The sequence below is a fragment of the Ruegeria alba genome (assembly GCF_022321465.1).
GTDB lineage: Bacteria > Pseudomonadota > Alphaproteobacteria > Rhodobacterales > Rhodobacteraceae > Ruegeria_B > Ruegeria_B alba.
The window spans coordinates 1-4,855 of the sequence record NZ_JAKOEM010000043.1 but is presented as its reverse complement, the minus strand read 5'-3'; the positions used below and the strand labels follow the sequence as shown (position 1 = coordinate 4,855).

The window sequence follows — 4,855 nt, the reverse complement described above, 5'->3', positions numbered from 1 at the left end:
GATGCACAGGATCGCACCCATTTTAGTAATTGGTTGCCGTTGGCAAGCTCCGTGGCTTTCACATCAACAGAATAGCCGCTTTCCGTCCTAGAATAGTAGGCAATGGCCATAGTTACTCTATGATCTCCGTGTCCATAAAGGTGTAGTTCTGTTCCGTTTGGAGTTGGAAAGAAATCAAGACCTGCAACGGAGTTATACAGCGTTCCCTCGGATTCCTTTCGCTTCCTTACACAATAAGTTGCCGCATTGATATCACCTGACGCCGTTACAACACCCAGAGATTTAGTTGCGGCGACATCACTTGGGGTTGAGCAACCTGAAAGATTCGAAACTAGAATGAAGGTGAAAGTAAGTGTTTTTCTCATAGCTCTATCTTTCCTCTCTGGGTAGAAATAGTTGTGCGGCAGGGAAGCAAGATTGGGTAACCAATTTCAAACGGAGCCTCAATGTCTTTGTCATCACGCATCATTAATTCGGATTTCGGCTCAAGCAACTCCTGCTTTATTTGCTGCAAGTTTCAGGTCTTCGGAGTCAATCTTTCCGTCTCCATTGAGGTCGGACATGTTCTTGGCTATGTCTCCAGCAGTTGCCATAGCTGAGAGTGTGCTTTCTTTAAGCCATTTTGCTGTCTCGCTATCCAACGCTGCGCCAGTTTGCATCACAGCTTTGTTAAATGCGACATTCACGATTTCCGTCGTATCCATCGCGCCTTTCTTGAGCCAGTTCAGCATTAACACCACTCCAAAATACATCTTCTAATTTAGCTTGGATACCGCAAGGCAATCGCTTCTGAATGCCGCTAATTTCTGAGCCTCTCGCAAAAACTGAGTAAGAGCAAGCATCTATACAAAAGAAGCTCTCATGGAGATGTATAGATGCTTTCAACCTTCACGCTGCTCATAGCGGCTGGGGTCGGCTTCCGGCTGGCCTTGGCCTGGGGTCTACGGAGGCGCTACGACCTTCGCCTGACCATACCAGAGATCCTTGCTCTGATCCTTCTGGTACTGGCTGGACTGCCTGACTGGCTCAAACCAATCCCGTTCCCTTTGTCCTTCAGCTTCACGCTCGGGGCTGTCCTGCCTGACCTCCTGATGCGGAGGGTTTAGGCATGGCTCATCTCGATCTCAAGGAAGGTGACGTTGTCGTCATTCGTGCCGGGGAAGACTGGCCCGAACATCTGTTCCGCGTCGATGAGGTCTACGAAGACCTCGTGACCGGACAAGCGCTCACTGGCCCCATGAAGGGCGAGTACGGGGAGCCAGATTTCGATCTGATCCTGTGCGTCCATTCCAGGGCCGCTGACTGACCCATCCCTAACAATTCATCAAGAAAGGAACAGACCATGTCGTCTGCCCGAATTCGCTATGCCTATCTTAAGGGCCAGACTTGGCTCTATAGGCGGAACTACCCCAAGGAGGTGGCTGCGCTCCTTGGCCAGCAAGCCCTGAAGCAGTCCCTGAAGACCAGTGATGCCAAGGTGGCCCGACAACGGGCCGCCGAGGTGAATGCCCGCTACGAGGAGACCGTGGATCACATCCTGTCTGGGGCCTTGTCTCTGCCACAGAGCGCCACGCTCTCGGACGCTGGCACCTCTGAATGGGCCACCCCATCGGAACTGGCTCTCGCCCGTCTCCGTGCCACTCTGGAGCGCTCTGAGCCTGTTCGCTACCATCAGGTGATCCAGCCGAAGGTGACTGTCCAGGAAACAGCCAGACGCTACCTGCTTCTGCGCCAGAACGAGCTCCGGCCAAGCGGTTTCAAGTCGGTGCGGTACTCGGTCGAGTTGTTCTCCTCCAAGTACGGGAAGCGCAAACTGGTGGAACTGGTGCGCGAGGACGGGCGGGAGTTCCTGTCTCTGATTGCCCAGCTAAGTCCTATCATCGGCAAATCACAGAAGACCTATGGCTTGTCTCTGGATGCTGCGGTGGACTGGTCATCTCAGAGCAAGGCCAGGATCACTGGGCGGACCCAGCGGCGTATCTGGTCACAGGTCTGTCACTGGCTCGACTGGTGCGTCTACGAGGGTGAGCTGGAGGCCAACCCGTTCTCCTCGGTACGGTTCGAAGCCAAGGTCCGTCATCAGCCGTATGCGGTCCCCTCGGACAAGGAGGTGAAGCTGCTTCTGGGCCAGAGTGACCCGGTCATCGGTAAGGTCATGTCGATCTGCCTACTGTCTGGCATGAGGGCTGGTGAAGCAGCGGGCCTCCTCAGGGAGGATCTGGTGACAAAGGGCAACCTTGGTGGCTTCTTCCTCGTGCGACCGAACCGACTGCGCTTGCTGAAGACCGATGCGGCGGAACGTCAGGTTCCAGTGCATTCAGCGCTCGATCCGGTTCTGGCCAGTCTGCCAAGTGCTGGTCCACTGTTCCCTGATCTGAAGGTGAATGACGTAACCAAGCGCTTCGCCAAGCTCAGGCAGGCGCTGGGCATCGACAGGCCAGGGCTGGTGTTCCACTCCACCCGCAAGTGGTTCATCACCCAGTGTGAACGGACAGGCGCTCCTGAGCACTTCACGGCCAGCATTGTCGGTCACAAGTCGGCCCGATCGGAGAACGGGATCACCTACAGCATCTACTCTGCCGGTATCTCGGACGAGCAGAAGCGGTCGATCGTGGATCAGATCAGGTTGCCAGCGGGGTGCTCGCCATGAGCCGGATCCCCGACATCGATGCCTTCGAGGAACGGGCCGCTATCGCTGAATACGATGGCGGTCTTTCTCGTCATGAGGCGGAGAACCTGGCTGCACAGGCACAGGGGTTCACGGATGCTGATGCCTACTGGCAGTGGTTGGCTGACTACGTCGTGAAGCGTAGGGTCCCATAAACTCGAGCTTGGCTGGCATTGTTCTGGCCAAGCTCTGCCCCCCGCTGGAGACACTAAAAATGTTAAGTCTTTTAAAGCTCTTCAGGAGCGTAGTGTTTCTCGGTTGGCTATGTATTGCGTTGGCTTCAACGACTATCGCGGCAGGTGTCTGGGCTGTCCAGTTGAGCGCGACAGTAGCAACCATGAGCGCGAATGCGGCTGCCGCAGCGATTGCTCATAGGAAGCAATTGGCAAAGACCGTCGCCAAAACAAAGGCTAAAGCAAGATTGCGTAGGGTGGTCGCAGCTATCCCAGTCGTGGGCGTTGGCGCGTTGGCATTCTTCGAAGAGCAGGACTACCAAGAGTGGTTGCTGCAAAACCCGGAAGGTACTCGCCAACAGTACGCGTGTCAGATTTCCATTTTAACGGCAGAAGTATTGGATGAGGTGCTTCAGGAGTTGCCCGAGTTGATGCGCCCAGAGCCTGAAGCAGTTCAGACATACATTCCGGAATGCGAATAATCCGCAATTTTCGCGAACACGGCTTTCCAACCGAATGCTGGATCTGTCCCGACTCCTCTGGAGAGGGCACACGCGGCATGAATAGGGCGTGAAATCTATCTAAGCTTGATTATTTCGTGATTCCAGTAGGTTAAAGAGCGTCCACCAATAGGGGCCATTAAAGGAATACAGACATCCGGAAACGTGTCCCCTAGCCGGGCTAATTTCCGCCGAATGGGTCAGTATTGCTTACCTTAAAATTGAGCCACGCGACGACCCGAATTTCGGTCCTCGCAGTTACAAGGATTACCCCTATGAAAGCACTTAATGACGAACAACAGACAGTAGTAAACGCTATTGCCGCTATGCGGGACGGAGACCGTTTGGTGGTCTCAGGAAGGGCCGGGTCTGGTAAGACCTTCGCCATAGCCAACGCCGTCGCGAACAAGAGGGCATTGTATCTCACCCCAACACACCCGGCACGAACCGTCTTGGAACAGGAACTGACCAACAATCAACACAAGGTCATGACGATCCACAGCGCGATTGGCTGGTACAAGGACAGAGACGAAGACCTTGAGACCATAGAAGGCTACCTTCCCGCCAAGAAAGCGAAGCGCCGAGTAGCTGGACTGGAAGGCGAAAGCACAGGAGCATTCTCCGACGTGGACATCATCATCGTCGACGAGTTCTCCATGGTGGGTGCGTTTCTGTTCGGAGCAATCGAGGACTACGCGAAGGAATTCGGCCTGCCTGTCGCGTATAGCGGAGATCGCTTCCAGCTTCCGCCTGTTAAGGATCGAGAAGTTCTCGCGAAACAGGGCTTCCCGACCATCACGCTAACCAAGAGCATGCGGTTCTCGGAGAGCAGCGATATTTATCGCCTTGGCGAAATGCTTCGGGACTCGATCGAGAACCGACCGAATGAGGAACTGCCCTGTCTCTTGGGAGGTGATACCGTGCAGGTAATTCCCGGAATAAAGTGGATGAACGACCTGACCACTGGTTATGCCAATGGCGACGACCTTCTTGCGGTCACCTCGGACAACGCGACCCTGCGCCGACTTCGCCAGAAGGTGCGGCGGGTCGATCACGATCAGCTTTGCCCGGGTGATGTCGTCACGAGCAAGCAGACGGACGAGCAGTTCCGCAATGGAGAGCGGTTCACGATCCGTCATGTAGAGCGTGCTACCCGCGTCTTGCCGGACGTACCCGGTTGCGTAAGTCGGACCCATGAACTCGCGGTTAGTGGCCACACGCTAAGCTTCGATGGAACGGGCAGCACCGCCTTCGTGTTGGAGCGTGAGAAGGACGCTGCCAAGCTGGGAAAGCGCATTCAGCGCCTCTACCAGAAGGGTAAGCTCAGCTATGATGAGGCCCGTCGAGTATTGGATTGGTTGGATGAGATTAACCGCTTCGAACTCGCGGCACTTGCCACGGTGCATAAGAGCCAAGGTCGATCTGTAGATACCGTCTACGTCGACACCGCTACCGTTCTTCGCAAGCCCCATTGGCTTTCGGCTGTAGATCACAAGCGCCTTCTGTACACGGCG

The 4,855-nt window shown here is 55.1% G+C and carries 7 protein-coding genes; 5 read left to right on the top strand and 2 right to left on the bottom strand.

All coding sequences use genetic code 11. The features are described 5' to 3' along the window. A partial coding sequence (locus tag MB818_RS21525; protein WP_238906449.1) for a hypothetical protein occupies positions 1–365 on the bottom strand: 365 nt, incomplete at its 3' end. Positions 366–485: 120 nt separating this feature from the next. Continuing rightward, on the bottom strand, positions 486–731 hold the full coding sequence (locus MB818_RS21520) for a hypothetical protein (protein WP_238906447.1): 246 nt from the start codon (positions 729–731) through the stop codon (positions 486–488). Positions 732–1,108: 377 nt separating this feature from the next. On the opposite strand from MB818_RS21520, the gene MB818_RS21515 reads away from it, so the two are divergent. The 5 genes from MB818_RS21515 to MB818_RS21495 form a co-directional block, all read left to right on the top strand. Beyond that, a complete protein-coding gene (locus tag MB818_RS21515) occupies positions 1,109–1,306 on the top strand; it encodes a hypothetical protein (RefSeq protein ID WP_238906446.1) in 198 nt (65 codons plus the stop codon). Positions 1,307–1,342: 36 nt separating this feature from the next. Further along, the gene (locus tag MB818_RS21510) at positions 1,343–2,650 is read left to right on the top strand and encodes a DUF6538 domain-containing protein (RefSeq protein WP_238906444.1); all 1,308 of its coding nucleotides are present in this window, start codon (positions 1,343–1,345) and stop codon (positions 2,648–2,650) included. Next, a complete protein-coding gene (locus MB818_RS21505) occupies positions 2,647–2,823 on the top strand; it encodes a hypothetical protein (RefSeq protein WP_238906442.1) in 177 nt (58 codons plus the stop codon). Before MB818_RS21510 ends, MB818_RS21505 begins: the two co-directional genes overlap by 4 nt. An 8-nt stretch (positions 2,824–2,831) precedes the next feature. Then, positions 2,832–3,323, top strand: coding sequence for a hypothetical protein (locus MB818_RS21500; protein WP_238906440.1), 492 nt, complete (start codon positions 2,832–2,834; stop codon positions 3,321–3,323). 293 nt (positions 3,324–3,616) lie between these two features. Further along, positions 3,617–4,855 (top strand): DEAD/DEAH box helicase (locus MB818_RS21495; protein ID WP_238906437.1); only part of this gene is annotated, 1,239 nt, incomplete at its 3' end.

Coding starts and splice junctions, on each gene's coding strand:
- MB818_RS21520 (WP_238906447.1), bottom strand. CDS start 731: ATGCTGAACTGGCTCAAGAAAGGCGCGATGGATACGACGGAAATCGTG.
- MB818_RS21515 (WP_238906446.1), top strand. CDS start 1,109: ATGGCTCATCTCGATCTCAAGGAAGGTGACGTTGTCGTCATTCGTGCC.
- MB818_RS21510 (WP_238906444.1), top strand. CDS start 1,343: ATGTCGTCTGCCCGAATTCGCTATGCCTATCTTAAGGGCCAGACTTGG.
- MB818_RS21505 (WP_238906442.1), top strand. CDS start 2,647: ATGAGCCGGATCCCCGACATCGATGCCTTCGAGGAACGGGCCGCTATC.